18 protein-coding genes are annotated in these 25,466 nt (G+C 54.9%); 4 read left to right on the top strand and 14 right to left on the bottom strand.

Going from position 1 to position 25,466, the window contains the following annotated elements; translation table 11 throughout:
- Window positions 1-415: 415 nt before the first annotated feature.
- The 3 genes from CWS43_RS25560 to CWS43_RS25570 are packed head-to-tail and all read right to left on the bottom strand — an operon-like array spanning window position 416 to window position 4,747.
- Window positions 416-2,005, bottom strand: coding sequence for an efflux transporter outer membrane subunit (locus CWS43_RS25560; protein WP_232777214.1), 1,590 nt, complete (start codon window positions 2,003-2,005; stop codon window positions 416-418).
- Window position 2,006: 1 nt separating this feature from the next.
- The gene (locus CWS43_RS25565) at window positions 2,007-3,575 is read right to left on the bottom strand and encodes a DHA2 family efflux MFS transporter permease subunit (RefSeq protein ID WP_101079966.1); all 1,569 of its coding nucleotides are present in this window, start codon (window positions 3,573-3,575) and stop codon (window positions 2,007-2,009) included.
- Window positions 3,572-4,747 (bottom strand): HlyD family secretion protein, encoded by a 1,176-nt coding sequence (locus tag CWS43_RS25570; protein ID WP_101079967.1) that lies wholly within the window; start codon window positions 4,745-4,747, stop codon window positions 3,572-3,574. The genes CWS43_RS25565 and CWS43_RS25570 overlap by 4 nt, the downstream gene beginning before the upstream one ends.
- Before the next feature lie 264 nt (window positions 4,748-5,011).
- Between CWS43_RS25570 and CWS43_RS25575 the strand changes: the two genes are divergently transcribed.
- A complete protein-coding gene (locus CWS43_RS25575; protein ID WP_101079968.1) occupies window positions 5,012-5,923 on the top strand; it encodes a cation diffusion facilitator family transporter in 912 nt (303 codons plus the stop codon).
- Between the two features lie 65 nt (window positions 5,924-5,988).
- On the opposite strand, the gene CWS43_RS25580 is transcribed toward CWS43_RS25575, so the two are convergent.
- From CWS43_RS25580 to CWS43_RS25620, 9 genes are all read right to left on the bottom strand, one after another.
- Window positions 5,989-6,135, bottom strand: a complete 147-nt coding sequence (locus CWS43_RS25580; RefSeq protein ID WP_101080032.1) for a DUF2474 domain-containing protein — start codon at window positions 6,133-6,135, stop codon at window positions 5,989-5,991.
- Window positions 6,136-6,171: 36 nt separating this feature from the next.
- On the bottom strand, window positions 6,172-7,179 hold the full coding sequence (gene cydB / locus CWS43_RS25585) for a cytochrome d ubiquinol oxidase subunit II (protein WP_101079969.1): 1,008 nt from the start codon (window positions 7,177-7,179) through the stop codon (window positions 6,172-6,174).
- Between the two features lies 1 nt (window position 7,180).
- On the bottom strand, window positions 7,181-8,599 hold the full coding sequence (locus CWS43_RS25590; RefSeq protein ID WP_101079970.1) for a cytochrome ubiquinol oxidase subunit I: 1,419 nt from the start codon (window positions 8,597-8,599) through the stop codon (window positions 7,181-7,183).
- A gap of 888 nt (window positions 8,600-9,487) precedes the next feature.
- Entirely contained in the window at window positions 9,488-10,912 is a 1,425-nt protein-coding gene (phoA, locus tag CWS43_RS25595; RefSeq protein ID WP_101079971.1) for an alkaline phosphatase, read from the bottom strand.
- Window positions 10,913-11,040: 128 nt separating this feature from the next.
- The gene (gene araC / locus CWS43_RS25600) at window positions 11,041-11,937 is read right to left on the bottom strand and encodes an arabinose operon transcriptional regulator AraC (protein WP_101080033.1); all 897 of its coding nucleotides are present in this window, start codon (window positions 11,935-11,937) and stop codon (window positions 11,041-11,043) included.
- Between the two features lie 76 nt (window positions 11,938-12,013).
- Window positions 12,014-14,014 carry a beta-galactosidase gene (locus CWS43_RS25605; RefSeq protein ID WP_101079972.1) on the bottom strand — a complete coding sequence of 667 codons (2,001 nt, stop codon included), beginning with the start codon at window positions 14,012-14,014 and terminating at the stop codon, window positions 12,014-12,016.
- A gap of 16 nt (window positions 14,015-14,030) precedes the next feature.
- Window positions 14,031-15,263, bottom strand: coding sequence for an oligosaccharide MFS transporter (locus tag CWS43_RS25610; RefSeq protein WP_101079973.1), 1,233 nt, complete (start codon window positions 15,261-15,263; stop codon window positions 14,031-14,033).
- Between the two features lie 291 nt (window positions 15,264-15,554).
- Window positions 15,555-16,475: a L,D-transpeptidase family protein gene (locus CWS43_RS25615; protein ID WP_101079974.1), complete on the bottom strand. Its 921-nt coding sequence runs from the start codon at window positions 16,473-16,475 to the stop codon at window positions 15,555-15,557.
- 264 nt (window positions 16,476-16,739) lie between these two features.
- Window positions 16,740-18,293, bottom strand: a complete 1,554-nt coding sequence (locus CWS43_RS25620) for a DHA2 family efflux MFS transporter permease subunit (protein WP_101079975.1) — start codon at window positions 18,291-18,293, stop codon at window positions 16,740-16,742.
- Window positions 18,294-18,373: 80 nt separating this feature from the next.
- Here CWS43_RS25620 and CWS43_RS25625 point away from each other — a divergent pair, with 80 nt between their 5' ends.
- Together CWS43_RS25625 and CWS43_RS25630 are read left to right on the top strand one after the other, a co-directional pair.
- Window positions 18,374-19,498, top strand: a complete 1,125-nt coding sequence (locus CWS43_RS25625; RefSeq protein WP_101079976.1) for an HlyD family secretion protein — start codon at window positions 18,374-18,376, stop codon at window positions 19,496-19,498.
- A gap of 38 nt (window positions 19,499-19,536) precedes the next feature.
- On the top strand, window positions 19,537-20,142 hold the full coding sequence (locus tag CWS43_RS25630) for a TetR/AcrR family transcriptional regulator (RefSeq protein WP_101079977.1): 606 nt from the start codon (window positions 19,537-19,539) through the stop codon (window positions 20,140-20,142).
- An 88-nt stretch (window positions 20,143-20,230) separates the two neighbouring features.
- Here CWS43_RS25630 and CWS43_RS25635 read toward each other — a convergent pair whose 3' ends face one another.
- The gene (locus CWS43_RS25635) at window positions 20,231-22,348 is read right to left on the bottom strand and encodes a TonB-dependent siderophore receptor (RefSeq protein WP_101079978.1); all 2,118 of its coding nucleotides are present in this window, start codon (window positions 22,346-22,348) and stop codon (window positions 20,231-20,233) included.
- Window positions 22,349-22,750: 402 nt separating this feature from the next.
- Between CWS43_RS25635 and CWS43_RS25640 the strand changes: the two genes are divergently transcribed.
- Entirely contained in the window at window positions 22,751-23,434 is a 684-nt protein-coding gene (locus tag CWS43_RS25640; protein ID WP_101079979.1) for an O-methyltransferase, read from the top strand.
- Window positions 23,435-23,445: 11 nt separating this feature from the next.
- On the opposite strand, the gene CWS43_RS25645 is transcribed toward CWS43_RS25640, so the two are convergent.
- Window positions 23,446-25,407, bottom strand: a complete 1,962-nt coding sequence (locus CWS43_RS25645) for a glycoside hydrolase family 3 protein (protein ID WP_101079980.1) — start codon at window positions 25,405-25,407, stop codon at window positions 23,446-23,448.
- Between the last annotated feature and the right edge of the window lie 59 nt (window positions 25,408-25,466).

Here is a 25,466-nt window from a genome sequence, read left to right on the forward strand (position 1 = left end):
ATCGTTTAAGTCCCTTTTACACAGGCCGTAAACCGGTGACTCCCTGTGAATTATTCCGTTATCCCGCCACCGTCCGCGGTGAGGTTACCTGAGATGGTTTTTACTTAAGTCAAATTGTGGTGGTGTGGTTCTACTCAGAAACCGGACTAACAGAAGGGGTAATGAATGGTGTTAAGCATTTTTGCAGAAATTAAGTATTTCTGAATGTAAATCTGGAGGGTTTTAAAGGTTGTTAGAAATTTTCATATAAATTATATAGATAAGTCTGATGAATAGAGACAGTGAATAAAGAATTTCTGTTAGTGATTTCTGTCTCTTTGTCTGGCGCGGAAAAAGCTCCACGCCAGTATTTTGGACGTCTTGTCAGGGAAACCGGATGCACAACATCAGCGGTTTGATAAAGCGAAGTTAATCATTACGGTGTCACTCCCGACGTCGTTTTGACTTTCACATCCGTCGTTGCCGCCGGGCCGAAGACGGTGTAGGTCGGCAAATCGACGTTCTGGTACGGCTCCCAGCCACCGCCGAGGGCTTTGTACAGTGACACCAGATCGGTGCTGGTTTTCACCTTCGCTTCGGCGGATTGCTGATGCGCCTGCGCGAGCTGGCGCTGGGCGTCGAGCACGTTGATGAACGTTGAAAGCCCCTGACGGTAACTGTCGCTGGCGAGATCAAACGCTGTCTGTAACGCTTCGGTCGTCTGCTCTAATCCGTTCACCTGATCCTGATCCGTGCGGTAATTCACCAGTGCATTATCGACGTCCTGAAGCGCGGTCAGTACCGTCTGGCGGTAGTTCAGCGCGGCATTAGCCTGCTGTGCGCGGGAAAGATGCACGCTGGAAACCAGACGTCCGCCCTGGAAGATCGGCAGCGTGACCTGCGGGCCGAAGGAGTAGAAATGGCTGCTCCAGTTGTCGAGATAACTCACGTCAGTGTTACGCATCCCGAACTGGCCGGTGAGGGAAATACTCGGGAACATCTGCGCGACGGAGACGCCGATATTGGCGGTCGCCGCGTGAAGATCGGCTTCGGCTTTGCGCACGTCCGGGCGGCGACGCGCCAGCTGCGACGGCACGCCCACCGGGACGGCAGCGGGCAGGGCAGGCATCGGTTTTGGTGCGGTCAGTTCGGCATCCAGCGAGCCCGGCGTCTGGCCGAGCAGAACCGCCAGCCCGTTCATCGCCTGACGTTCCTGCGCCTGATACTGCGGCAACTGGGCGCGCAATGAACCCAGTTGTGCGCGGGCGTTTTCGACATCCAGCTGTGGCGAAAGGCCGTTCTTCTGGCGGTTTTGCGTGAGATCCAGCGTCTGCTGCGCGACGTCGATTTGCGTCTGAATCGCCGCCGTCACGCTTTGCGCGCCACGCAGTTGCAGATACGCGCGGGCCACTTCGGCTTCCAGCGACACCAGCGCATCATTGCGTTGTTCGACAGAAGACTGTGTCTGCGCATTCGCGGCCTCAACCTGACGCCGCGTGCCGCCAAATAAATCCAGCTCCCAGCTGGAGTCAAAACTTCCCTGATATAAATTCACGGGCCGCGTCGCCGTACTGATGGCGCCGGAGGCTTCCGGACCGAGATCGTTCAGTTGCTGCGAGGCACCGCTGGAATCCAGAATACCTTTCAGGCCAAGCTGCTGACGCGTGGCTTTTGCGCTGCCCTGAACCGACGGCAGCCAGGCGCCTTCGGCCTGTTTGACCTGCTCGCGGGCACCGGCAATGCGCAGCACCGCCTGTTGCAGGGAGATATTCCCGGCAATCGCGCGGGTGATCAGGCTGTCGAGCTGCGGGTCATTAAACGCTTTCCACCATAGCGGATTCGGCTCCGAGGGCAGGGCGATGGACGCGCCGTCGGCGTCTTTCGGCTTCGTCATGTCGTTATAAGCGCCCGGCGTGACCGGGTTCGGCTTCTGGTAATCAGGGCCTACGGAGCAGCCCGCCAGCGCCAGCGTGAGAGCCGAAACGGTAAACAATGTGGTCTTATTCAACTTCCGGGTCGTATTCAACTTAATGTGCTCCGGCATTACCTTCGCTCTTAACCGGCGAAAGCAGGAAACAAAATGGGATCAAAATAACAGCGACGATGGCGCAATAGCCGAACACATCGATGTAAGCCAGGATGCGCGATTGCGAGATCATTTCCTGATACATCTTCACGGTGGCGAGCTGCATCGGGTCGCCGACGACGTGGGCGAAATCACGGATCGCGGCGGCACTTTTGCTGACGGCCTGATTAAACTGTTCATTGAGCGGCGACATGTTGTGCGCCATGTGTGCGCTGTGTGCCTGCGTTCGCTCGGTCACACCGGCCGTGGCCAGCGAAATCCCGATCGAGCCTGCGACGTTACGGAACATGGTAAACAGCGCGGCGGCGTCGGCGTTCATCCGCTGCGGAATAGTGATGAACGCGATGGTCGTCAGCGGCACAAACAGGAAGCCCAGCCCGATCGACTGCGCGCTGCGGTACAGCACCAGCGTTTCGAAATCGACGTCCGGCGTCAGCGTGGCCGAATAGATAAACGACGCGGCGAGCAGGAAGAAGCCGAACGCAATGATGTAGCGCGTCTGCACAATGGGCATCAGTTTCAGCACCAGCGGGATCGACAACACAATCAGCACCGCGCCGGGCGACATCACCAGCCCGGAAAGCGTGGCGGTATAGCCTAACTGCTGCTGCGCCAGCTGCGGAATCACCACTGAGCTGCCGTACAAAATCATCGCCATACCGGCCATCAGTAAACCGGCGACGGCAAAGTTTTTATCCTTCATACAGCGCAGATCGACCACCGGTTTTTTGGCATAAAGCAGCCAGTAAATCGCGCCGACAATCCCGGTTGCCGCCAGCACCGCAAAGGTGACGATGAAGCCGGATTTAAACCAGTCGTCGTCCTCGCCGCGGTCCATCATGACCTGCAAACAGCCCAGCCCGAGCGCAATCAGCCCGATACCGATGTAATCAATACTGAGTTTGCCTTTAGCTTTACGCTCCCACGGCGGATCTTCCAGCAACTGATAAATCGCCAGCAGGGCAATAATCCCCACCGGAATGTTGATGAGAAACACCCAGCGCCAGCTGAAGTTATCGGTGATGTAACCGCCGAGCGTCGGCCCGACAACGGGGGCCACGATGATGGCAATCGACGACAGACCAAACGCCTTGCCGCGATCTTCCGGCTTGAAATAATCCAGCAGCACCGATTGCTGAATCGGCTGCAAACCACCGCCGAAGAACCCCTGCAACACGCGGAACAAAATCATCTGCCACAGTTCGGTTGCGATACCGCACAGGAAAGAGCAGACGGTGAACATCGCGATACAGATCAGGAAGTAGGTTTTGCGGCCCATCACGCGGCTGAGAAACGCGGAAATCGGCAACACAATGCCGTTGGCCACCAGATATGACGTTAAAACCCAGGTCGATTCGTCATAGCTGGAGGACAGCGAACCGGCGACGTGCGGCAGCGCCACGTTAACAATGGTGGTGTCCAGGATTTCCATGAACACCGCAATGGTTACGACGGCGGCAACTGCCCACGGATTGGCCTTGGGTTTCCAGTAGCTGCGATCTTCATTCATTCGACGGTCACCGTCGGTTCAACAGACAGGCCGAGCGGCAGATGATGATTTTCATCCAGACCGCTGTCGATGACGATTTTGACCGGTACGCGCTGCACAATTTTCACATAGTTACCGGTGGCATTTTCCGCCGGAAAGGCCGAGAAGCGCGAGCCGGTGCCTTGCTGAATACTGTCGACGTGACCATGAAGTTTGATGTCCGGGAACGCATCCACGGTGATTTCCACTTTATTGCCCGGACGCATGCGCTCAAGCTGCGATTCTTTATAGTTGGCGGCGATCCAGATCTCTTTCGACACCACCGAGAACAGCGATGAACCGGCCTGCACCAGCGTACCGAGCTGCACATTACGCTTGGTGACGTAGCCGTCGAACGGTGCGCGAACCTGCGCATACGAGAGATTCAGTGTGGCATTTTCGAGCTGCGCTTTGGCCTGTTCAACCTGTTGCTGACGGGCTTCAACGTTGGTTTCAGCCTGACGAATATTAAGCTGAACCTGTGCGGCGACCTGCACCTGCGCTTTGGCATTTTCCAGGTCTGCGGCGGCTGAACGTACCTGCGCGTTGGACGTATCGATATTCTGTTGCGTGGTCGCCCGCGGATCGACACCGCGCTGACGACGGAAATCTGCCGTGGCGTTAAGTAAATTGGCTTCCGCACGCGTCTGCTGGGCTTTTGCCTGCGCCAGCTGCGCCGGATACTGCACTTTCGCCAGATCATACTGAACCTGCGCCTGATGCAGTTGGGCAACCGCCAGCCCAAGCTGCGCCTGCGCGGCATCGCGCTGCGCCGTGGCATCACGCGGATCGATTTCCACCAGCAGATCGCCTTTATGTACAAACTGGTTATCTTTCACCGCCAGATTAGTGACATAACCGGCAATTTTCGGCGCAATGGTCACGGCGTCGCCTTCGGTAAAGGCATCGTCGGTGCTGATCTGATCTTTGGTCATCAGCCACCAGACCAGCGCCACGACCAGCATGACCACCACAACAATACCGAGAATAATCAGCGGTTTCTTGCCCGGGCCTTTGCGGGTTTCATTCGCTTCTTCGCTATTGTTGTTCTGGTTTCCCTTGTTGTGACCTTCTCCTGATTTTACCTGGCTGGAATCGTGTTCTGAGTGTGCGTCATCCGACGCGGAAGGCTGTGCTTTGTTATCGTTTGTCATAGTGCTCTTCTGGTTATCGGCGGCTACGTGCCGGAACAAAGAAATCTTGTTTTAAGCTAGATTGTATTGATGTAAATGCAAGTAAATCCATGTCAATAAACCTTAGTCAGGGCACGAAGATCCAAACCATAGGGAAGGTCTTAAAAGTGAGAAATGGGTTATAATGCCGGACTGGTATTTGTATTTATCAAATAAAATTGATTATCTGCTTCAGGAAATCCCTGTGATTAATTCTCAAAAAAATCTGCTTATCCGGAGCCATTCATGAGCCGCCCGGCCCCTTCCTATAAAGGGCTGACACGTATCGCGTCTCTGGTTTCTGTCTGCGTGGCGCTGGTGCTGGTGTGCATCAAAGTCTGGGCGTGGGTGGCGACGGGCTCTATTGCTTTGCTGACCTCGGCAGCTGACGGGCTGGTCGATGTGCTGGCGTCCATGGTGACGCTGATTGGCGTGCGTTACGCCCTGCGTCCTGCTGACAAAGGGCACCGTTACGGGCACGGCAAAGCCGAAGCCGTCGCCGCTTTTGTCCAGGCGTTGTTGCTGGGTGCGGCCGGGCTGGTGCTCGGCGGGGAATCCATCGGACGCATTATTAACCCTGCGCCGCTGGCGCAACTCGGGCTGGGGATTTGGGTCATCATCATCAGCTGTATCGCAGCGACTTGTCTGGTGCTGATGCAAACTTACGTGGTGAAACGTACCGGTTCCACGGCGATTGCCGCCGACCGGGCGCATTACATCACCGACGTCGCGGTGAATATCGCCGTGCTGCTGGCGCTGATTTTCGAACGCTATTTTGGCTGGACGCGTTCTGACTCCATCGGCGCATTGCTGATTTCTTTCTATATGATCTGGAATGCACGTGGCATGGCGGCGGATGCGCTGACGCAGTTACTGGACAGGGAGCTGAGTGCCGACGATCGTCAGCGTGTGAAAGACGCCGTGCTGAGCGTGACCGGCGTGAAAGGCGTGCATGACATCCGCACCCGTAACGGCGGCGACCGCGTTTTCGTGGAGTTCCACGTGGAAGTGGACGGCAGCCTGAGCGTGGATATCGGGCACGACATCGGCGACGCGGCGGAAATGGCGGTGGGTAAACTGTTCAAGTTTGCCGATGTGACGGCGCATCTGGAACCTGACGGCATCGACGACGATCGTCTCGATAACCTGCTGCGCTGACCGGTTTTCCGCGCCCGCAATGAAAAACCTCCGCCAGTGATGGCGGAGGTTTTTTGTTTGTGGGATCAGTGTGTGCGCATTCCCGCTGCGGCCATCAGCAATTTAAACACCGAGGCGACAACAAACAGCGCCAGTACGCTGCCCAGCCAGATGGTCGCCATCCAGCAGACGCGTTTCCAGAAAGGCTGACGAATAACGGTTTCATCATCCATTTCCCTGATGAGCTTCTTCATTTACTCCTCCGCATCTCAGTGATAGCCCTGTTCCGGCGTCACTTTCCCTCTGAACACGTAATAGCTCCAGAAGGTATAAACCAGAATAATCGGGATAATAAACAGCGCGCCGACCAGCATGAACCCCTGACTTTGCGGCGGAGCGGACGCCTCCCAGATGGAAACGGACGGCGGAATAATGTTCGGCCAGATGCTGATCCCAAGACCGGTATATCCGAGGAAGATCAGTGCCAGCGTCAGCAGGAACGGCGAGTGGTGCGCCTGGCGGTTTATCGCGCGCAACATCCAAAACGCCACCACCAGCACCAGCACCGGAACCGGCAGGAACCAGAACAGATCCGGCACACTGAACCAGCGTGCGGCGATGGCGGCGTGCGTCAGCGGCGTCCAGACGCTGATGATCACCAGCACGGTCAGAAAGGTGAAAAGCAGTGGTTTTGCACAGCGGTGCATGCTTTCCTGCAGGCGGCCTTCGGTTTTCATAATGAGCCACGTACAGCCGAGCAGGGCGTAGGTCACGACCAGCCCGAAGCCGCAGAACAGATTGAACGGCGTCAGCCAGTCCAGCGCGCCACCGGCATAGGCGCGGTTAACCACCGGAATGCCGCCGACGACCGCGCCAAGCACCACACCCTGACAAAACGTTGCCAGCACCGAACCGGCAATAAACGATTTGTCCCAGACGTGACGTTTTGCCGCGCTGGCTTTGAAGCGAAACTCAAAAGCCACGCCGCGGAAAATCAGGCCGAACAGCATTAATGTGAGCGGAATAGTCAGCGCGTCGAGCACCACGGAATACGCCAGCGGAAACGCGCCAAACAGCGCCGCACCGCCGAGCACCAGCCAGGTTTCGTTGCCGTCCCAGACTGGCGCGACGGTGTTCATCATCACATCGCGCTCATGCTCTGCTTTCACCAGCGGAAACAGCAGGCCGATGCCCAGATCAAAGCCGTCCATCACCACGTACATCATCACGCCAAAGACGATGATCAAAAACCAAATCAGCGGAAGATCGATACCCATTTCAAACTCCTTCGTCGTTCAGCGGTTCTTTAATAGCCGACAGCGGACGCGCCGGTGTGCGATGTTGCCCCGGTCCGCCGTGATCCTGATTCTGGCCTTCATGCGGCTGCGGCCCCTTGCGGATAAGCTTCATCATGTAGAGATAACCGACGCCAAACACTGAAGAATAAATCACCACGAACAGCAGCAGGCTGATGCTCATCTGCATCTCGCCGTGGCTGGAAACGGCGTCTTTGGTGCGCAGCAGGCCATAAACCACCCACGGCTGACGGCCAATTTCAGTGGTAAACCATCCCGCCAGCAAGGCCAGTAAGCCCGACGGCCCCATCAGCAATGCAAACCGCAGGAACGCTTTGTTCTCATAAAGATTGCCGCGCCAGCGCAGCCAGAGGCTCCACAACCCCAGAACGATCATCAGCATGCCAAGCCCGGCCATAATGCGGAAACTGTAGAAAATGATGGTCGAGTCAGGCCGGTCTTCTTTCGGGAATGATTTCAGCGCCGGGATTTGCTGGGTCAGGCTGTGCGTGAGGATCAGGCTGCCAAGATAGGGGATTTCCAGCGAATAACGCGTTTCCTCACGGTTCATATCCGGGTAACCAAACAAAATCAGCGGCGTCGGTTCGCTGTTCTTGTTCTCCCAGTGGCCTTCAATCGCGGCGATTTTCGCAGGCTGATATTTCAGCGTGTTCAGCCCGTGCGCATCACCAATCAGCGCCTGAACCGGGGAAACGATCAGCGCCATCCACATCGCCATCGACAGCATGGTGCGCATTGCCGGGGTATTGCGCCCTTTAAGCAGATGCCAGGCGGCAGATGCACCGACGAAAAACGCCGACGACAGGAACGCGGCGGTGGTCATGTGCAGCAAACGGTAGGGGAACGATGGATTGAAAATGACTTTCAGCCAGTCCACCGGCACCACCTGATTGTTGACGATTTCGAAGCCCTGCGGCGTCTGCATCCAGCTGTTGGACGCGAGGATCCAGAACGTGGACATCAGCGTGCCGAGCGCGACCATGCAGGTGGCGAAATAGTGCAGACCGGGGCCGACACGGTTCCAGCCGAACAGCATCACGCCCAGAAAACCCGCTTCGAGGAAGAAGGCGGTCAGCACTTCGTAGGTCAGCAGCGGGCCGGTGATGCTGCCCGCAAATGACGAGAAAAAGCTCCAGTTAGTCCCGAACTGATACGCCATCACCAGCCCGGACACCACGCCCATGCCGAAATTTACAGCAAAGATTTTTGACCAGAAATGATAGAGGTCGCGATATTCCTCTTTTTTGGTTTTGAGCCACATCCCTTCAAGCACCGCCAGAAAACTGGCCAGCCCGATGGTGATGGCGGGGAAAATTATATGAAAAGAAACGGTGAAGGCGAACTGTATACGAGCCAGTTCGAAGGCATCTAAACCCAACATGAGAAGACCTATTTTTATAGCAGATGATGAAAGGGGATTTAACCATGAAGGGGAGTAGGTATAACAGGAACAGTATGGTGATAATTAGGTATAACAGTTGCGGGCCGCGGGCGGTTTTAATAACAAACCGAGAATATTTCGGTTTTTCACTTGCAGTGAAGGCTGACAGCTGACCGAGAAGATTTCGGTTTCTCAATTGCAGTGATCGCTCAGCGGCTTGTGCCGAAACCGACCAAAGAGGGCTATGACGAGCCCTCTTTGGAATCTCCGCGTCTTTTTTACTCCGCGCTACCGCTTGCTGGCTATGTTTCAGCCACTCCGGCTAGTGCCGCAAACGCCGCCGCTGCGCGGTACTTTCGCTTCGGGTTCGAACCTGCTCGAAAAAAGACTCTCGCTGTTTCTCACTCCTCACTCAACGTCGTTTTGAAAGCGGCCAATAGCTATGTAATTCGGAAGATAGATGCAGGCTGATTTTGATTTGCTCCTTCCCCTCTCACGAGGGGAAGGCCGGGATGGGGTGTTGGTTGTAGCGGCTCAGTGGCCTGCAAAACCCCCTCCCGGCCTCCCCCTTCGCAGGGGGAGGAGCAAACCAAACCACTGTAATAGGGTGAAAAAGCCAATGGCCGCTTTCAGAAAGCTTGCCGGGCGAAGTGTTTCGAGACCTGTGGCTCGAAACCGAGCAAGGGAACCGCGCAGCGGCAAGTTTTCGCGGCAATAGCTGCGGTTGCTGAAACATAGCCAGCGAGCGGAGCGCGTGTTGAAAAAGCGTGGGGAAATCCAAAAGGGGAAAAGCACTTTCCCCTTTTGGTCGGTTTCGGCGCGGCGAGTTAAGTGAACACAGTTATTGAAAAACCGAAATTTACTCAGTCAGCGGCCAGCCCTCACTGCTTATTTAATATTCATTGCTTCCCGCATGGTATAGAACAAATCCGTCTGGTCGGTCAGCCCGACGACGTTCGCGGCGTGTGGCCCGAACGCGGCGATCCGCAACTGAGTCCCGGTGTGCCCCTGCGAATCATCCTCGGAGTTCCCGTAGCTGATGGTCATCGGTGCGCCGTCTTTGGTGGTCAGTGTTTGCGTCAGGCCGGGGGCTTTGGCGTCGGTTTCAATAATCTGGCTGGAATGCGCGTGGTCGGCGGTCACAATCACCAGCGTATTGCCATCCTTGCGGGCGAATTCGAGGGCTTTCTGCACTGCTTCATCCAGATCTACCGTCTCACCAAACTGACCACACGGATTGGCGGCGTGATCTTGCTTATCAATAGACGCACCTTCGACCTGCAGGAAGAAACCGTTCTGATTGGTTTTCAGCAGGTCGATCGCTTTTTCAGTCATCGCGGCAAGGGTCGGGATCTCTGCGGTGCGCTGCGGATTGGCTTCGCAGGTGACGGCCGGTTTATCGATATTGCCGTGATACGTGGCTTTCGGGCCCTGCCAGCGTACCGGCATGTTGCCATCGGCGAATAAGCCCAGCAGCGGTTTTTTCTGGTCGGCCTGCGTGATGGCGCTGAGCTGGCCGGCGTTTTCTACCCACACATAACCCTGAGCCAGTGCCTGGTCTTTCAGGGATTTACCGCTGAATTCCCCGGCTTTCGCCAGCTGACTGAAGGATTTTTTGCCACCGCCCAGTGTGACGTCGGCGCGGGCCTGCAACAGCTGTTCAGTGATGGAACCGCGTCCGCCATTTTCCAGCGCGTTGCTGGCGCACTTCTCCGCCGTTTCTTCCGGGCCATAGCATTTACGCGACGTGACATGCGCGATTTGGGCGGCTGGTGTCGCGTCCTGCAATTCGGCGGTGGAGACGTTGCCGGTCGCCTTGCCTGCGGCTTTGGCGATCTCAAGAATGGTCTGGTGATCTTTACCGTTTACGTCCACGCCGATGGCGCCGTTATAGCTTTTTACGCCGGTCGTCCAGGCCGTGGCCGACGCGGCAGAATCCGTCACGTAACTTGGCTTTTGAGTCTTTTTATCCAGAGAATAATGTGTGTACTGACCGGTCAGCGGCAGGGCATCGATACCTTTGAAATAGCCGCCTGCGCCTTCGGCATAATTTCGTGCGGAGGTGATTTCTGAATCGCCCATTCCGTCACCAATCAGCAGGATCACGTTCTTCACCGTTTTGTCCGAAAGCGACGCTTTCAGCGCTGCCGTCTGATCACCGCTCAGACGACGTGCGCCGCCCGGCTCAGTCAGCACGCCTTTCGCGGCGCGGTCTGTCAGGGCATCCGGCTGAGCGGCAAAAGCGCTGGCGGAAGCAGAAACCAGCAGGGCGGCAGAGAGGGCGCGGGCCAGCAGAGAGAGAGGTTGTTGCATTGTCAAAACTCCTTTTCATAAACCGTCAGAAATAAAAATACACATATGGATATTTTTTGTTACTGAAAGGTTAGGCGGGAGTTGTGACGTTTTAATGACAGCAAGGACGATATGACGGCCGGCCTGCACTATTCCATTTCTCCGTCAGCCCGGTCTCTTTCATCGAAATTTCTCCGGTACTGGCTGGGACTGACGGACAAATGTTTGCGGAAAATCCGTGAAAAATAGAGCTGATCTTCATAACCCACTGTTTCGGCAATTTTGGCAATCGGCTGCTGGCTGACCTGCAATAACGATTTGGCGCGGTTAATCCGTTGTTCCTCACGCCAGCACAGGATCGTCGTATTCAGTTCCTGCCTGAACAGATGCGCCAGCCGCGAAGGCGAAAGGTAGACGCGTTGCGCGAGTTCTTCGATTTTGATGTCGCTGTCCAGATGCTCGTTGAGGTACTGGCAAACCTGGTGGATCCGCGGGTCACGCTGATGGGTGTTGTGGATCGGCAATAACTGCTGGCAGTGCAGAAGCAGTTTTTCCAGCGCGTTCATCGCCAGCGCTTCGGAAAGCGGGCTGCCGCAATCGCTGTAGGTCAGGATGGATTTAAACAGGCTGACCACTTCATCCACTTTTTCCTGCGACGGCAGGGTAAGCTGGCCGATAGCGCAGCCCGTGTCGTGCCAGTTCAGCCAGTCAATCCAGTAACCGCGCGGGCGAAAATACACCCACAGATGATCCCAGCTGTCACTATGATTTGCCCGTCCGTAGTAATGTGGAATTCCGGGCGGGAACAGCAGCAAGTCACCCGCGTGGCAGGCACGGCGATCGTTGCCGGAGGTGATATCGCCCTGTCCGTTAAGCGTCAGGTTAATGATGTAACCTTTCATGCCGTTCGGGCGGTTGATGAAATAATCCAGCGCACTGTCGGTAGTGATGGGGGTGAAACCGGCGACCAGATAGGCCTGAAAACTGAATTTTTTCATCAGCGGCGAGTAATGCAGAAAATCAAAATTGTCCGGGTTCTGGTCCATCATGGCGCTGTCCTGATATTCGATGCATCAATACTAGCCGCCGTACTGATTATTACCTGCGCGACGGCGGGTGAGTTTATCCGGCGATAATCGCCACGCCCCACGGCGCAAGTACCAGCGGCTGCCCGTGCACAGACGTGCCGCCGATCAGCTCTTCTCCGCACAGTGCGTCTTCGACGGTCAGCGCACACGCTGAATAATTCAGATAATAGCGGACACGCTGCCCGGCCTGATTGACGCCCCCGCGTACGATCAGCGGGAAAGTCTGCTGGCTCATTCTGGCACTGAGCGGCAGGCCGGTGGTCAGGCGGGCAACGAGCTGCCTGATCAGTGAGATTTCTGGCAGAAAGCCAACGTACATCGCTTTGCCACGTCCGAAATCGTGCTCGGTAATGGCGGCGTATTCGCCCCATACCGGATGGTCATAACGCGCCAAAACCTGCGCGCCCTGCGGTTTCAGCAGTTCCATCCAGGTTGAAACCTGCGCATTTTGAACGTCGAGTTCCAGCCGTTCTGAAGTGATTTGTGTACCGTGGGGAAGCACGAACTGGTTATACGTTACGCCGCAGCATTCATGCAAAATGCCCGGTTGTGCACCATGACGAACCTGCACATTTTCATCACTGAAGCCGGATTTAAAGCCGATCATCGCCCGGCCACCGCCTTCCACATAAGCGCTGATGCGCCGGAGCAGGTCGTCACTGGCGGCGTACAGCGCCGGGACGATCAGCAACTTATAGCGCCCGGGATTGGCCGGGAGATCGGCGATGATGTCGGCAGAAATGTTCTCTTCATAAAGCGCGTCGTGAAACTGGCGGAAAATATCGTTGTACAGATTGGTGCTGACACCTTCGGGTTTAAACCAGTTCAGCGCGTCCATCGCTTCATTGCTGATAAGAATGGCGACGTCATTTTCGATTTTTAAATCCATAAGCCGGGGCGACAGCCTGGCAAAGTCGGCACCGATGGTTTTGGCTTCGTTATACGTTGGGTTCGGCGCAAAATCATGGCTGAGCAGGCCCTTCCAGTAAGTCTCAAACGAATTGTGAATCGAATGCCAGTGCCAGTATGAAAGCAGCGTTGCGCCGTGCGCCAGATGGCTGAAAGCCTGCAAGCGCAACTGGCCGGGGAAGGGCACCCACTGGGCAAAACCCTGCGCCTGTGTTTCCATCACATAATAATTCTGCCCGTGCTTCATACCGCGTGCGATGGCGCCGCCGAAAGCAATCTCCTTACCGGTCAGCTGTTCCTGTGACGGGTGATAAATATCGACACTTGCCATGGTCATCGCTTTGGCTGCTGCGAAATGATCCACGCGCGGCTGCACGCCAAAAGAATAACCGCGCCATTCGAAATCGAAATTCTGCGTCACGAACTGATGGGGCTGACGGTATTCATTGACCAGCGCCGCCTGCCATGCCAGATATTCCGTGACGCACTGGCGCTGAAAGCGGGAGAACGCACAGCCGAGGCTGGCGTTAATAGTCGCTTCGGGCGGCGGGAAATCCCGCCAGTCGTCAATTCTGTTACTCCAGTAGTTGAGACCAAACGCCTGATTCATGGCATTAATATCAGCAAACTGTTCCTGCATACCGGCCACAAATTTCTGCTTCATTTCCGGGCCGCAATTATCGTAATGCTTGGTTTCGTTATCCACCTGATAACCAATAATCGCCGGATGATTTTTGACATGGCTGAGCAGAACCCGAATGATATTTTCGGCATGACGCCGGAAATCGGGATTCACAATATCCATGATCTGGCGGCGGCCATATTTCTGCTGGCCTTCCGGCGTGGTGACCATAATTTCCGGGTATTTACGCGCCAGCCACGCCGGAATAGCATACGTCGGTGTGCCGATAATCACTGCTATCCCCGCCTGATGCATGGCATCAAGCACGCGGTCGATATGACGGAAATTATACTGACCTTCTGCGGGTTCCAGCGTACTCCAGGTGGATTCGGCAATACGCACGACATTAATACCGGCGTCGAGCATCATCGCGATATCTTTTTCCAGACGCTCAACTGGCATATATTCATCGTAATATGCCACGCCATAATAAAGTTTATTCATGTCGGACTCCTCTTATTCAGCCTGAAACGGCTTCCTGCGGTAAACGCTGACGCACCGGTGACAGCGTAAAGAATGAAAGTAAAGTAAAGCCCAGCGCAATCAGGCCGAGAATGATATAGGTGTCGCGGAAATCCAGCGTGTTATACATATGCCCGACGGTGCCGGAGAGAAATATGGCGCTGAACTGTTTGGAAAACTGGAAACCAATTAAATACACCGTGGCAGAAATATACGCCGGGAAATTTGCAGAGATATATTTAAGACCGGATACCAGGAAGACAGAACTTTCAAAACCGTGCAGCATTTTGATCGCACTGATACTCAACGGGCCGGTGGCGTACGCTGAGCCAATAATGCGGATACTCATGATCATTCCGCAATATAACAGGGCATTTTTCGGGCCGATTTTATTCACGAACCACGGGGCGAAGAACATGACCACGGCATCAAGGAATATCTGTGCGGTATAGAGATACCCGAAGGCTGCGGCCCCCTCGGCTTTGCTGGCAAAAAAACGGCTGTAATAAATCGCGAACTGCTGGTCATAGGTTTCATAGACTGCACCAACGCCGACCATGTACACCGCGAAGAACCAGAACCGGCGGGTTTTCAGTAATTCCATCACATCCTTGCGGGTGATGATGGCTTTACCTTCTGCCTGCGCCGGGCAGGTACTGTCGTGTTTGGGATCCGTCATGAAGACCACAAACAGCAGGAATACCCCGGCCAGGCTGGCCATCCAGAAAATATAATCCTGATTAATGCCGTACAGTTCACCGGCTAAAAACGTACCGAATGCCGCGCCAAGCCCGCCAAACATACGCGCCCGGCCAAACTCAAAACCGGTCATGCGGCTGACTTTATCAATATAGGCTTCGCATACGCCGCAGCCCGCGCCGAAAGCAAACCCGATATAAATACCGCCCGCCAGTGCGCCGGCAATGACGTTATATTTCATCAGCGGCGCGAAAATATAAATCCAGTAAGGCGCGAACAGCACCATAATAATCGCCAGCATCCACATCAGGTTTTTGCGGAACTTTAATTTATCGGAAATAAACCCAAAAACGGGTTGAATACACACAGAAACAATAGCGGTAAAGGAATAAACCAGCCCGACGTCGCTGTAACTGACGCCGATGGTGTCCGTGAGCCATAAAGACAAATAGGGGTAACAGGCTCCCCAGCAAATAAAAAAGAAGAAAAAGAACAAACAACACATCAGATAATTTCTGTTCAACCTGGCCATAAACGTTCTCCGTTATTCTCGTTATTGACTGCCCGTCGTTGCAGGGTGCAGACAGCATGAAGAATAAAATACGCAGAGACGCGAAAATGCATGAGGGGGGATCCGCTGCCAGCATGAAAAAATCTGCTACCGGAAGGGGAAGTGTGATGGGTGTCGCAGGTGGGGAGACGGTTCCTCACTGGCAGTGAGGTGCTGTCGCGGACCGAAATACTCTCTGTCCGGCCCTGAAAAAATTCCAAAAAAAAGCCCCGAAACATTTTCGGGGCTTTCTGTATCAGATATCGGTGAGCGTTAGTTGATCTGCACCGGCATACCCGCACGCATCTCGATCGCGCGCTGAACCACAGCCTGGTTAACAGCCGGAGACGATGCAACGGTACTGGCGCTGCCGGTCAGGGTGATTGGCAGCGGTTGCTGGGAATCAAACTCTTCCTGATTAGAAGACAGCGGGTTGTGGATCTCAATGTAACGTTTACCGTCTGGCTCAACGGTCGCTTTCACCGGTTCGTTAATGAACTGAACGCGGGTATCTTGCGGCACGTTGTCAAACAACCATTTAATATCCGCATCACGCAGACGGACACAACCGTGGCTTACGCGCAGGCCGATACCAAAGTTAGCATTGGTACCGTGAACGGCATACAGACGGCCTACATATAAAGCGTACAGACCCATCGGGTTGTCCGGGCCTGCCGGGAATACGGCTGGCAGGAATTCGCCACGCGAAGCATATTCTTCATGCATTTTTGCCGTTGGCGTCCAGGTAGGGCCCGCTTTTTTACGCTGAACGGTAGTGACCCAGTTCATCGGGGTGTCTTTACCCAACTCGCCGATACCGATTGGCAACACGACAACAGTATTGGTGCCTTTCGGGTAGTAATACAGACGCATCTCAGCGCTGTTGATCACGATGCCTTCGTGCGGAGTCTCCGGCAAGATCAGTTGATGAGGTATGGTCAGCACGGTACCCGGAGTTGGCAGGAACGGGTCAACGCCAGGGTTAGCTTCGAGCATGTTGCTCAAACCCATCTGGTATTGCGCTGCAAAATGTTCCAGCGGCAGGCTGCTGCCCTGCGGAACAGTAACTGTGATGTTTTCACCGACCAGACGACCGTTGTTGGCCGGAAGAGGGTAGACCACAGCAAATGATGCCTGGCTATATGCAGCAACTGCCAAAACCAGGGTAAGGATTGCGCGAATGCTCATTTTCATATTTTCGTTGGTCGTTAATGCCACAACTGGCAGTTTTTGTCAGGATGTTGATTCCCCCCGACCTGTTCAAACCGGCCGGAGGAATAGTGTACTTGCACATAGCACTTGAAAGGGACTCTGGATGTGTAACGAATCGCATTTCAGGGCCGCTAATTATAAGGATTTATTTCTAACAGGCCAAAGCTTTCTCATCTTGTTAGAAAAGTTCCCTGCTACAACCGCATTTTTTGCGGCAGCCTGCACAGTTTCACCACAATGTTGCCCTCATTTACGGCAAAACGGCACCATGACCAGGGCGGCGATGAACATCCACGCCATGACCTGGAAGATATCATTGAACGCCAGCGTCAGGGATTGCGCCGCCACTTTTGCCCCGAACAGACCTTTCGCCATCATCAATGCGTGCGCGGTATCCGGCGTCAGGTGGCCAATTTTTTGTGCCAGTGATCCAATCACATCCTGCGCAGAGTCGCCGTATTGCCCAAGGCTTTCACCGAAACGCGCTGCGTGAACGCGTGTCCAGTCCTGCAACCAGGTGTTGACGGTCGCAATGCCGATAGCCCCGCCGAGGTTTCGCATCAGGTTAAACAGCCCCGACGCATAGCGCAGTTCCGGACCCTGAAAGGCGGTCAGCGCCATGTTCACGCTGGGCACGATACACAACATAATGAATAAACCCCGCACCACCTGCGGCCAGAAAAATTGTTCTGCGCCCCAGTAAGGTGTGACGGCGGTGGTCAGCCATAAACTTAGCGCGAAACCCGATAACCCCACGGTGATTAATATCCGGCGATCGACACGATTGATCAGGCGGGCGGCGATAATGGTGCTGAAGAACTGCCCGACGCCGACAACAAACACCGTGGTCCCAATCTCAAGGCTGTTGAAATCGCGGATACGGCCCAGAAAAACCGGCGTCAGATAAGTTGAGGCGTACAAACCAAAACCGACAACCAGATTGAATAAACAGGCAAAGGTAAAGGTCGGATCACGAAAGGGGGTCAGGCGCACAATCGGGTTTTTGGAATAGAAAGAACGTTCGAGAAACAAGGCAAACGCCACCAGAGAAAACCAGGCGGAAATCTGGATTTGCGGATCGCTGAACCAGTTTTTGCGTGGGCCTTCTTCGAGCACGTATTCCAGACAACCCAGCGCTATCGCCATCGACAATAAGTGCACCCAGTCGATGCGTCTGAGCATCGAAAAATCGGCGCTATCAACATGAATAAACAGCACCGCACCGGTGGCGACCAGAATACCCGGCAGGATATTGATGAAGAAAATCCATCGCCAGTCGAGTAATTGTGTTACCACGCCGCCGACGGTCGGGCCGAGCGTGGGTGCCAGCACGCTGACCATGCCAAGGATCGCCGGGATGAGCGCCTGCTGTTTGCCCTGAAACATGGCGAAGCCGGTGGCGAAAACCGTCGGCACCATCGCACCGCCGGTAAACCCCTGCAACGCGCGGAAGAAGATCATTGACTCAATGTTCCACGACAATCCGCAACCGATGCTGCTGAGGGTGAATAACGCGGCGGAAGCGCTGAACAGCCAGCGGGTGGACAGCGCCTGCGTCAGGAATGCGGAGAACGGGATCATCACCAGTTCAGCGATCAGATAGGAGGTTTGCACCCAGCTGATTTCGTCTGGCCCGGCAGAGAGCCCGGCCTGTACGTCGTTGAGCGAGGCGGCGACGATCTGGATGTCGATCAGCGCCAGAAACATGCCAAAGGCCATAATGCTGAAAATCAGAAACTTACGTGATGTCGGGTAATCCGCTGGCGAAAGCGTTGCGGGGTGATTCAGGGTGGCTGACATTTTTGTGATATCCCGGGACTTGTTTATATGATGATCATCATATTAATATGATAACCATCATGCAATGATTGGAATGAAAAATGAGTGAAACGACAGCAGGTGAAGGGATCCCGGTCCCGGCAGTAAAAGTGAACAAGCGATCAAAACGGATCTGGGTTGTCAGCAGTATTGCGCTGGCCGTTGCCCTGGCGGGCACAGTCTGGCTGCTGGCGGCACCCGCGTCAGAATCAACAGATGATGCCTATCTGACGGCAGATGCCACGACCGTCGCACCTAAGGTGAAAGGATTTGTGGCAAAAGTGCTGGTAAGGCATAACCAGTTGGTGCATGCCGGAGATAAACTGGTGCTCATCGACAGCGAAGAATTTACGGCACGATTAGCCGCAGCGCGGGGCGATCTCGAAGACGCCCGCGCGCAGGTCGCGCAACAGCAGGCTGCGTTGCTGAGCCAGCAGGCGCAGGAGCAACTGGCGCTGACACAGATAGAGGCCGCGAGAACGGCCATCCGATCCTCCCGGGCAGAACAGCAGCACGCGGAGGCTGAACAGCAACGGTATCAGTCGCTGGCGGTTAGCGGGGCGACATCCCGCAATGATGCGGACCGCTATAAAACCGTGGCGGTGACGGCGGAACAGACTTCGGCACACGCGGCTGCCATGCTCGATGTCGCGCAAAATCAGGCGGCAGTGACGCACGCGCAGCGGGCTGAAATTGAAGCCGCGCTGGCGCTGGCAAATGCGGCGGTGGTAAAAGCGCAGGCGGCGGAAGATCTGGCGCAGCAGGATCTTAACCATACAACGATTTTTGCGGCGGTGGATGGGGTGGTCGGAAACCGTCAGGTACAGGTCGGAGATTATGTGACGCCCGGCCAGCGGCTGATGGCGCTGGTGCCCGATGAGGGGATTTACGTCACCGCCAATTTTAAGGAAACGCAGACCGGCAGAATGCAGCCCGGCCAGAAAGCCGACGTGCAGGTGGACGCACTGCCCGGCGTGACGTTCCACGGGGAAGTGGACAGCCTCGCGCCGGGTTCCGGTTCAACCTTTGCGCTGCTGCCGTTTGAGCCAGGCACCGGCAATTTCACTAAAATTGTTCAGCGCGTACCGGTGCGTATTCGTCTGGATCCCGGTCAGCCGGAAGCCAGCGCGCTGAGGCCGGGGTTATCTGTCGATGCGCGCGTTTCGTTAACGGAACCGGTCAGGTAAACTGAGGCGGCAATTTATTCGATTATCAGGGTCTTACTATGCGCTACGAAAGTGAACATAAGCCTAAAATCCGCGAGCGGATTGTGAAGGAAGCGGCGAAAGCCATCCGCGCCAAAGGGCCGTTGCAGGTCAGCGTGGCGGGCGTGATGAGCAAAGCCGGGCTGACGCATGGCGGATTTTATGCGCATTTTGCCTCGAAAGACGCCCTGATCGAAGCCGCCATTCAGCAGATGTTTAATCAGGTGATGCAGCGCTGGGACAAAGATAATCAGGGGTTGAACGCGCAGCAGCAACTGGCGGGATACATCGATTTTTATCTGTCGCCGTGGCATCGCGATAACCGTTCGCAGGGTTGCCCGGTGTCGGCGCTGGCTTCTGAAGCACCGCGCATGACCGTGCCTTGTCAGGCTGAATTTGCGCGCGGGATTGAAAGAATTCGCGGCATGATTATCCGGCAGCTAACTGAGATGGGTGTGGACGATCCGCAGACGACGGCGGTGTCAGTCAGTTCGGAGCTGATGGGCAGTTTATCGCTGGCGCGGTGTGAACCCGACCGGCAGGCCTCGGACGCATTGCTGCACAGCGCAAAAGAAAATCTCAAAGCGCGGCTGCATTTACCTGCGCAGAATATTCCGGCGCAATAGAAAAGAAAAAGCCCTGAAAATTCAGGGCTTTTTTATCACGGTAATTTGAGGGGACGTGTGAAGGTTTTCCCTTTTCCGCTGTCAGCTATCAGAAATCATAACCGACAGTGGCGACCACGGTACGCTCCTGGCCCCAGTAGCAATAGCTGGTGCCGTAACAGGCCGCGACGTATTTTTTGTCGAACAGGTTGTTTGCGTTCAGCTGTACATACGCGCCTTTCAGCTGCGGATTAAACTGCACCAGATTCATACGCAGTGACGCATCAACCAGCGTTGCGGAAGGCATGTGACGGGTGTTTTCGTTATCCGCCCACTGAGTGCCGATGTAACGGACGCCAGCACCCAGGTCCACCCCGATTGGCGATTTGTACTGACCCCAGATGGAAGCCATCTGTTTTGGCGTCACGTACGGCGTGTTGCCGTTGTTTTGCGCCGCGTCGCGGATACGCACTTTGTTGTAGGTATAACCCGCCATCACGTTGAAACGCTCAGTGACCTGTTTCTTCGCTTCCAGCTCCAGACCCTGTGAACGGATTTTACCCGCCGGCTCGTAGTAGCTGCCGACAACCACGCGGTTACCCACGTCTTTTTGGGTCAGGTCATACAGCGCCGCCGTGTACATATCGGACGTACCGACCGGCTGGTATTTGATACCGGCTTCGTATTGCTCACTCTGCATCGGTTTCAGCAACGTGCCGTCAGCGCCCGGCAGGGCAGACGGCGTCATTGCCTGGCTGTAGCTGACGTACGGAGAAATCCCGTTGTCGAATGCATACAGCAGGGAAGCGCGGCTGCTGAAGTGTTCGTCTTTACGTTCGCTGTTGGAGGTTTGCGAGTAAATACTTTCGTAGCTGCGGCTTGAGGTTTTCAGCGTGTCGTAACGGCCGGACAGCGTCAGGAACCACTTGTTCCAGCTCATTTCGTCCTGCAGATAAGTGCCCATCTGCTCGTAACGGTTTTTGCCGCGCGAATGGCTGTAGTAATCCAGCGCATCGCCGCCGACACCGGTGTACGGGTTAAGCGTTTCGGCATACGCGCCGTCGGATTTCACGTCGTTAATGAAGTGTGAATAATCAAAGCCCAGCACCACTTTGTGCGCGACTTCGCCGGTGGCGAAATCGGCTTCCAGCTGGTTATCGATAGCAAACGTATCGAGGGAGGATTTCTCGCCGGAATAGTAACGGTTCATCAGTGAACGGTCGGCGTTCCAGCCTGCCTGATACACCTGATCCAGTTCGGTATTGGAATGGGTGTAGTTGGTGTTCTGACGGAATGACCAGACGTCGTTAAACGTGTGCTGGAATTCGTAGCTGTAGATTTGTTCCCAGCGTTTGAACTGGTTATAGGTGCTTTCGCCGTCAAAGAAACCACGGCTCAGTTTCTGTCCATACAGGCTGCCGTCGGCCGGAACAGCGGCATGATAACCGCCGGACGGATCTTTTTGCAGATACGCGCGCAGCAGCAGGGAGGTGTTTTCATCCGGCGTCCACAGCAGCTGCGGGGAGATCGCATAACGTTCTTCGCGCTGATGATCGTACTGCGTGTCGCTGCTGCGGGTCATGCCGGTCAGACGGAATGCCAGCGTATCGCTGAGCGCATTGGTGTAATCGAACGCGCCGCCTTTGGTGTTTTGCGTCCCGCCGGAAAGCTGGAAGTGACCTTCTTCAGCAAATTGCGGACGTTTGGTGGATTCCACCACTACACCACCGGGAATGCTCTGGCCGTAAAGCGCAGAAGACGGGCCTTTGACCACATCAATACGCTCAAGGAACCACGGATCAACCTGAATGGAGTTGTAGGTCGCGCCGTCGCTCAGAATACGCAGGCCATCAAGGAATGTGTTGTTGACGTCGCCGCCGTGGAAACCGCGCAGGGAGATGGTGTCATAGCGGGTTGCGCCACCGGCAAAGTTGGTGAAAACGCCCGGCGTGTAGTTCAGTGCCGCGTTGACAGTGGTGGCGTTCTGGTCAGTCATTTGCTGACGAGTTACCACAGAAACTGCCTGACCGGTGGTGATTAACGACTGATCCGTTTTAGTCGCGCTTTTACTGGTTTTCGCACTGTAACCCTGCGTCGGAGCATCTGCGGTATCAGCAGGTGCGGCTTTGACAACGATGGTGTCTTCAGCGGCCAGAGAAGCTGCCGGAACGGACAGCGCCATAGCGCACATAAGCACCGAGCGTTTGAGGGGGAAAGCCAACAACATATTCATAGTCCCTATAAATAACTCGATAAATAATCGAGTAATTAATTGATGCGAGTGTATTGATGTGTGTATAGACCCAAAAGCTAACAACGTTCCGTACTAAAGCGCCTGTACAGAAAATGACAGGGATTAACAGAAACGAGACGAATGTTAAACTTAATGATAATTGTTATCATTATTATTTTACAAATTCAAGTGAACTTTCTGCCAAAAGTGTGAAGTGACGACATTTTATCCGCATGAAATGGATGGGTTTTTTGATTGTTTAACGAGCGATAAGGGCAATCTGGTTATTGTAAGAGGGGAGCGATAAACCTTAAAAAGTAGGAATAAAATCCGGCAAAACGGGAAAAAATGATTAGTTTTAAAGGGGGTTATAAAACACTTTTAACAGGAGGCCGCATGAGTCAGGTAAGCCCTGAGCAGTACGCTGAAAAATGGACGGAGGTCGATCGCTATCTGGTCAGCCATCTGGTGGAGAGCGATCCGGTGCTGGAACAGGTGTTGATAAACAATCACCAGGCCGGATTACCGGCACATGACGTTGCGCCCAATCAGGGTAAATTGCTGGCGATGTTTGTACAGATGACCGGCGCGCAGAAAGTCCTGGAAATCGGGACGCTCGGCGCATACAGCACTCTCTGGATGGCGCGGGCTCTTCCTGCATCGGGCTGTGTCGTAACGCTCGAAGCCGATCCACATCACGCCCGGGTTGCACAGGCAAATATCGAACTGGCCGGTTTGCAGGATAAAATTACGCTGCATACCGGCGCGGCGTCCGACACCTTGCCGTCTCTGACCACGCAGGCACCCTTTGATCTGATTTTTATTGATGCCGATAAGCCCAGTAATCCGCTGTATCTGGAATGGGCGCTGAAACTGTCAAAACCGGGGACATTAATCATCGGGGATAACGTCGTGCGTGATGGCGAGGTCGCCAATCCGCACAGCGACGACGCCCGGGTTCAGGGCGTACGCCGCTTTATAGAGATGATTGAAAAAGAACCGCGGCTGTCGGCAACCGCATTACAAACCGTCGGCAGCAAAGGCTGGGACGGTTTTGTGCTGGCGCGCGTCACCGGCTGATCGCTGATGTTTTACCGTGCCAAACCAAAGCCAATCTCAAACAACGGCGATTCGCTGTCGTGCGGCATATCCGACTTCTGTTTCAAAACGGCTTCCATGGAAGAAGGCAGTTCGAAAGGCAGTTTCCCGGTATAGGCTTGCGTTCCGGTAAGGCGGGTAAACAGCACGGTATCACTGACGCCAAAATTGCCGATAACCGCTTTGGCTTTATCGGCCACGTTGGTGAGAATGGCCGGGCGATCCAGATAAACGGTCACGATGGTCGGAACGGATTTGCTGGCTTTCACGATGGCCTGATAATCTGCATTTTCCTCAGTGAACACCAGTGATCCTTCGTGATGACGTTTGCCGAAGAACCACTGCTGATGTGGCTGTTCATACGGCGCTTGTGCGCGGATCAGCGCCACATCGGCTTTTTCCGGGGTATCGACGACGGTTAAACCCGCTGCCTGCGCGGCTTTCGGTTCGATGCCGTACAGCCAGATTTTCTGGCCTTTTTTCAGCGGTAAAACCTCATCTTTGTTTTGCAGCAGAACCAGCGAATGGCCTTGCGCCGCATTCGCTTCTTTCTGCCAGCTCTCACGTCCCACGGTTTGCACCGCTTTCTGTGCGTCTACATACGGGTTTTCAAACAGACCGGTCTGGAATTTTTGCACCAGGATACGGATCACGGATTCGTCCAGACGTTGCTCTGTCAGCTGTTTTTCATTAACCGCGTTCACCAGCAGTTGTGAATCGGTCACGCCGCCAAACTGGTCGACACCGGCTTTCACCGCTTTGACGAAACGCGCCTGTGGCGTCAGGTTTTCCACGCCCCACGACATGCCGCCCGGCACCGGTTCTTTGCCTTCCGGCGCGCCGTTCAGACATTCGTCACTGCAATCATTGGTGATCAGCCAGTCGCTGAGGATCACGCCTTTAAAACCGTACTGCCCGCGTAAAATATCGTTCAGCAACTGATGGCTGAATCCGGCACCGACCTGTTCCAGCGGTTTGCCTTCGAACATCGCATTTTTCAGGATGGAATAGGTGGGCATGACGCTGGCGACGTTCGCTTCAAACGCGCCGGTAAACGGGTAGATGTGTTCTTTCAGATTATTACCGGGGAAGACGGCGTTCTTGCCATACACGTTGTGGCTGTCGTAGCCGTTTTCCGCTGCGCCGTAGCCGACCCAGTGTTTCACCACCGAAATGACGCTGCCGCTGTTCAGGCCGCCGGCCCCGTTTTGCATGCCTTCAATGTAGCCGCGCACCATGTTGTGCACGCGGGCCGGATCTTCGCCAAAGGTTCCGCTGATGCGCGCCCAGCGTGGTTCGGTTGCCAGATCGGCCTGCGGCGAAAGCGCCTCGCGGATACCGACCGCCAGGTATTCCTGACGCACAATATCGGCGTAACGGCGGGTGACTTTTTCATTATTAATAGCTGCCAGCCCGAGCGTTTCCGGCCATTGGGTAAATTTGCCGGAAGAGGTGCTCGCGCCAATCAGATATTCAAAGGAATTGCGAGGATCGCTGCTGATGGTAACCGGGATCCCCAGCCGCGTTCCTTCGGCAATTTGCTGAAGTTTGTTGTTTTCTTCGGCCATAATGGCCGGATTTTCCGCCGAAAGACGGGTGATGAGGCTGTTAACTTTGGCGCCAGCGATCATCTTTTTCGCAGCGTCAGTATCGTAGTGTGTTCCGGCACCGATCGGGCTGTTGGCCGTTGGCGCAGAGCCATGCATCATCACGCCCGCTTTTTCTTCCAGCGTCATGCGTTTTACCAAATCCGCCGCGCGTTCTTCCGGCGTCAGCCGCCAGTCTTCATAAGGTTCCAGCTTTCCTGAATGGTTGAGGTCTTTGAATTGCAGCCCGTCAACGGTGAGCAACGTCGCTTCACTCTGGCTGAGTTCGGGCTGAGGAGTATTGGCAAAAACGGACGGGGCGGTAAGCAGCAGGGCAGAAACAGCAAGGCTCAGAGGTTTGATCTTCATTATCATCCTTAATGATTGATATATATAGATACTCAATCTTCAATCAATAACCTATTTGC

The organism is Rahnella sp. AA (genome assembly GCF_002834385.1).
GTDB lineage: Bacteria > Pseudomonadota > Gammaproteobacteria > Enterobacterales > Enterobacteriaceae > Rahnella.

Excerpts from the sequence above, each read along its gene's own strand:
- CWS43_RS25565 (WP_101079966.1), bottom strand. The coding sequence starts at position 3,575 with ATGAATGAAGATCGCAGCTACTGGAAACCCAAGGCCAATCCGTGGGCA.
- CWS43_RS25570 (WP_101079967.1), bottom strand. The coding sequence starts at position 4,747 with ATGACAAACGATAACAAAGCACAGCCTTCCGCGTCGGATGACGCACAC.
- CWS43_RS25575 (WP_101079968.1), top strand. The coding sequence starts at position 5,012 with ATGAGCCGCCCGGCCCCTTCCTATAAAGGGCTGACACGTATCGCGTCT.
- CWS43_RS25580 (WP_101080032.1), bottom strand. The coding sequence starts at position 6,135 with ATGGATGATGAAACCGTTATTCGTCAGCCTTTCTGGAAACGCGTCTGC.
- cydB (WP_101079969.1), bottom strand. The coding sequence starts at position 7,179 with ATGGGTATCGATCTTCCGCTGATTTGGTTTTTGATCATCGTCTTTGGC.
- CWS43_RS25590 (WP_101079970.1), bottom strand. The coding sequence starts at position 8,599 with ATGTTGGGTTTAGATGCCTTCGAACTGGCTCGTATACAGTTCGCCTTC.
- phoA (WP_101079971.1), bottom strand. The coding sequence starts at position 10,912 with ATGCAACAACCTCTCTCTCTGCTGGCCCGCGCCCTCTCTGCCGCCCTG.
- araC (WP_101080033.1), bottom strand. The coding sequence starts at position 11,937 with ATGGACCAGAACCCGGACAATTTTGATTTTCTGCATTACTCGCCGCTG.
- CWS43_RS25605 (WP_101079972.1), bottom strand. The coding sequence starts at position 14,014 with ATGAATAAACTTTATTATGGCGTGGCATATTACGATGAATATATGCCA.
- CWS43_RS25610 (WP_101079973.1), bottom strand. The coding sequence starts at position 15,263 with ATGGCCAGGTTGAACAGAAATTATCTGATGTGTTGTTTGTTCTTTTTC.
- CWS43_RS25615 (WP_101079974.1), bottom strand. The coding sequence starts at position 16,475 with ATGAAAATGAGCATTCGCGCAATCCTTACCCTGGTTTTGGCAGTTGCT.
- CWS43_RS25620 (WP_101079975.1), bottom strand. The coding sequence starts at position 18,293 with ATGTCAGCCACCCTGAATCACCCCGCAACGCTTTCGCCAGCGGATTAC.
- CWS43_RS25625 (WP_101079976.1), top strand. The coding sequence starts at position 18,374 with ATGAGTGAAACGACAGCAGGTGAAGGGATCCCGGTCCCGGCAGTAAAA.
- CWS43_RS25630 (WP_101079977.1), top strand. The coding sequence starts at position 19,537 with ATGCGCTACGAAAGTGAACATAAGCCTAAAATCCGCGAGCGGATTGTG.
- CWS43_RS25635 (WP_101079978.1), bottom strand. The coding sequence starts at position 22,348 with ATGTTGTTGGCTTTCCCCCTCAAACGCTCGGTGCTTATGTGCGCTATG.
- CWS43_RS25640 (WP_101079979.1), top strand. The coding sequence starts at position 22,751 with ATGAGTCAGGTAAGCCCTGAGCAGTACGCTGAAAAATGGACGGAGGTC.
- CWS43_RS25645 (WP_101079980.1), bottom strand. The coding sequence starts at position 25,407 with ATGAAGATCAAACCTCTGAGCCTTGCTGTTTCTGCCCTGCTGCTTACC.